General features: G+C 76.1%; 2 protein-coding genes and 1 pseudogene. All 3 read right to left on the bottom strand.

Translation table 11 applies throughout. The features are described from left to right. Positions 1–756: 756 nt before the first annotated feature. Positions 757–1,125 carry a hypothetical protein gene (locus ACFU99_RS38340; protein ID WP_384401737.1) on the bottom strand — a complete coding sequence of 123 codons (369 nt, stop codon included), beginning with the start codon at positions 1,123–1,125 and terminating at the stop codon, positions 757–759. Positions 1,126–1,248: 123 nt separating this feature from the next. After that, on the bottom strand, positions 1,249–2,601 hold the full coding sequence (locus tag ACFU99_RS38335) for an AAA domain-containing protein (protein ID WP_384401734.1): 1,353 nt from the start codon (positions 2,599–2,601) through the stop codon (positions 1,249–1,251). After that, a pseudogene (locus ACFU99_RS38330) lies at positions 2,598–3,309 on the bottom strand (hypothetical protein); the annotation flags it as partial. The gene ACFU99_RS38335 and the pseudogene ACFU99_RS38330, both read right to left, overlap by 4 nt.

Genomic DNA, 3,309 nt, shown 5'->3' with positions numbered 1-3,309 from the left:
GGTACGGCCGGGGGCCGGACCCCCGACGGGGTGAGGCCGCGGTGCCGGGTCTTTGGCTGTATGGCCGAGGGGCCGCGCCTCTGACGGGCCGGGCCGGGCCGCCGGGCCTTCTGAGGGTGCGGCTGGGGGCTGGCCCTCTGACGGGGTGAGGTGGGGCGCCGGGCTTTTGGCTGTGCGGCCGGGGGCCGGGGCCTCTGACGGGGCGGGGCCGGGCCGCCGGGCCTTGGCCGCATGGGGCGGGCCCCAGAGTGCCCGGTCTCTGTCCGTAGGGGCCAGGGCGGCCGAGCCCTTGGCCGCACCGTCTGACCCCGACGCCTGGCCTGTACTGGGCCGGGGCACCTGGCCCCCGACTGTACGGACCGGCGTCGCCGGTCCGGGCGTGCTCGGCCCCCGGCTATGCGGGTCCGAGGCGCTTGGCACGTGCGGCCGGTTCCTGAGCGCCAGGTTCTCGTCTATTGGGGCCGCCGGGCCCCTTGGCGCCCGGGACCTGTACGTACGCGGCCGGGCCGTCGAGTTCCTCACCGTGCGGGGCCGGGGCGTCGGGCCCCTACCGGCGGGGCCCTGTCCGTAGGGGGCGGGGCGGCTCAGCCCCTGGCTGTACGGACTGGGGCGGCTGGCTGCCGCGCGCTTGGCCCTGCCCGTATGGGGCCGGGCGCACGCGCGCGGGCACGTCGCCCCGGCGTGGGTGCCGGGCCGCAGCCCCTGCCGGGCGTCGGGGGCCGGGCCCCTCAAGCACGGTGGCGTGGCGACCGGCCGTCAGGCCGTCGGCGAAGGACCGCCTCGGAGAAGGCCGCGGCCGAAGTCGATCATTTTTTGGGCGTAGTCCTCGGTCCAGTCGGCGCGCTCGCCGATCGCGGACGCGGAGAGGCGGTCGAAGCGCTTGGGGTCGGCGAGAAGGGCGGCGGCGATCGCCTGGAACTCCGTGGCCCGGTCGGCGGCCGCGCGGAAGGCCAGCGTCAGCTCCGTGGCGCGGGAGAGCAGCTCGCGCGGATCGTCGATCGATTCGAGGTCGAAGAAGTGCTCGGCCTCCGCCACCGACTCCGGCGGCTCGAAGAGCAGGGGCGCGGGCTTCATACGCCGCGGCGCGGCCTCGTGCGCTTCGCCTGCCGACTGCGGCTCGGACATGTGCCTACCTCCAGGATCGTGTGCCGCGTTCCATTGTCCCGTCCTGCGCAAGTGCGCCCCGGCTCAACGGGACGTTCCGTTCACCTCACCGGACCGTTTCGCCCAGGCCGAGGGGGCCCCGGCTCAGGGCCGCCACGGCACCCGGTGCTCCGACCACTGCTCCCACGTGGCGCACATCGCCTCCCAGCCGTCGGGGAACTTGACCGCCGTCCCCAGCTGCACGGGTTCCGCCGACGGATGGTCGTCCAGCAGCTCGGCGACCCCCGCCCGGCACACCACGATGCACGCGTGCCGGTGGCGCGAGGCCAGTACGCACAGCCGGCCGGTCTCCAAGTGGAACGCCGTGGCGTCGGGGCGGCCCGACAGGGGGTGGAGCATCACCGTCACGTCGAACTCGCGGCCCTGGAGCCGGTTCGCCGTGTCCACGGCGACCCCGGAGACGCGCAGCTCGGCGAGCGCCGCCCGTACGGCCGCGGCCTGGTCACGGTGGGCGGTGCCCACCGCGAGGCGGTCGGGGGACAGCGGCACCGGGTCCGGCGAGCGCTCGCTGACCGCCGCCGCGCCCCGGTCCAGCAGCCGCCGGATCACCAGCGCCACGGCCCGTACCGCCTCCGGGTCCGTACGCGGCGTGCTGCGGGCGGGGAGCTCCAGCAGCCCCCACCCCGACTCGGCCGCCTCGTCCAGCACCCGGTCCGGCCCCGAGCCGTCGGAGCGCACGCCGAAGGAGAGCCGCCGCTCGCCCGGCCCCGTACCGCTGCGGAAGGGCGTGTACGGGTAGAAGGCGTCCGAGACCAGCGGTGCGGCCGAGGCGGGCAGCCGCCAGGAGACGGGCAGCCGGTGCTGGGGGAGGCCGGGGTTGTGGGCCAGCAGCGTGGAGACCGCGCTCGCGGACGGGTCGTACGACAGCCCCGCCCACTGGCCGGTGCCGTCCGCGCCCACCGCGCTGAACGGGTCCAGCTGGCCGGGGTCGCCCACGAACAGCGCCCGCTCGAAGAGCCCGGCCACGGCCAGCAGCGCGTCCGAACGCATCTGGTACGCCTCGTCCACGATCGCGTGCCGCCACGGCTCGACGCCCTTGGTGTGCGCCCACTTGGCGGCCGTGGAGATCACGATGTCGAGCCCGGCGAGCGCCGCCGCCTTCGGGGACTTCACGACGGAGGGGTACGCGTCGAGCGCCGGGTCGTAGGGGTGCGGGTCGTTGCTGTGCAGCCGCCCCACCGGCAGCTCCGGGTCCTGGCTCGCGATCCGGTCCACCAGATCGTCCACCTGGGCGTTGGTCTGCGCGACGACCATCAGCGGGCGCCCGGCGGCGGCCAGTTCACGGGCGGCCCGCACGACGAGCGTGGACTTGCCCGCGCCGGGCGGGGAGTCGACGACCACGCCCCGGTGCGGGCCGTTCAGGGTGTCGTGCAGGATCGCGTCCGTCGCGGCGCCGGCCGCGGCGCCCGGGTCGAACGCGGCACGGGAACCGGTCATAGGAAGTCCTCGGAGGTCACGGGGTCGGGCCGCTCGGCAGCGACAGCGGCAATGGCAGCGGCAGTGGCAGCGGTTTCGGGTGGGCGTACGGCCGTGGGGTCCGCCCCCTCGGCGCCGCCCGCGGCAGCGACCGGCGGGCCGCCATGCGTCCACGGCGTGCGCTCCGGGTCCGGCAACTCCGGCCCGCCGCGCGGCGCGTGCTCGAAGAGCGTCCAGCACACGCGGTCCCCCTTCTCCGGGACGGAACCCGGTTCGGGGACCTTGCCGCGCCCCATGCCGCCGGTCAACCGCACGACCAGCGCGCCCGGTTCGTACGCCACGAACTCGGCGGTCTGCGTCTTGCCGTCGGCCATCGCCCGGTAGAGCTTGGCGTGCTCCTCCAGGAACGGGCGGTCCTCCGTCCGGACCGTCAGCAGCGGGCGCGGACGCGGAACCTTCGCCTCCGTGTAGGCCATCTCCACCTCCGTCACCTCACCCGCGAACGCCTCACCGGCCAGCCGCCGCCCCGCCATCACCAGTGGATCGTCCAGCGCCTCCTGCGCGTCCAACTGCGCCTGCGCCGTCTCCCGCGCCGCCAGCTTCTGCGCCGCCGTCACCGCGTCGTCCCGCTTGGGCTGCGGCGGCTCCCCGGCCCGTACGCGGTCCCGGTGGGCCGTGTACGACCAGCGGTCGCGCTTCCAGCGGTCGGCGACCCGGCCGCCCTCGGGC

Source organism: Streptomyces sp. NPDC057654, from assembly GCF_042800135.1.
Taxonomy (GTDB): Bacteria; Actinomycetota; Actinomycetes; order Streptomycetales; family Streptomycetaceae; genus Streptomyces.
The sequence above is the reverse complement of the archived record's forward strand: the minus strand, read 5'-3'. Positions and strand labels throughout refer to the sequence as shown.

What these genes read in the sequence shown, in the direction of transcription:
- ACFU99_RS38335 (WP_384401734.1), bottom strand. Translation starts at nt 2,601, where the DNA reads ATGACCGGTTCCCGTGCCGCGTTCGACCCGGGCGCCGCGGCCGGCGCC.
- ACFU99_RS38340 (WP_384401737.1), bottom strand. Translation starts at nt 1,125, where the DNA reads ATGTCCGAGCCGCAGTCGGCAGGCGAAGCGCACGAGGCCGCGCCGCGG.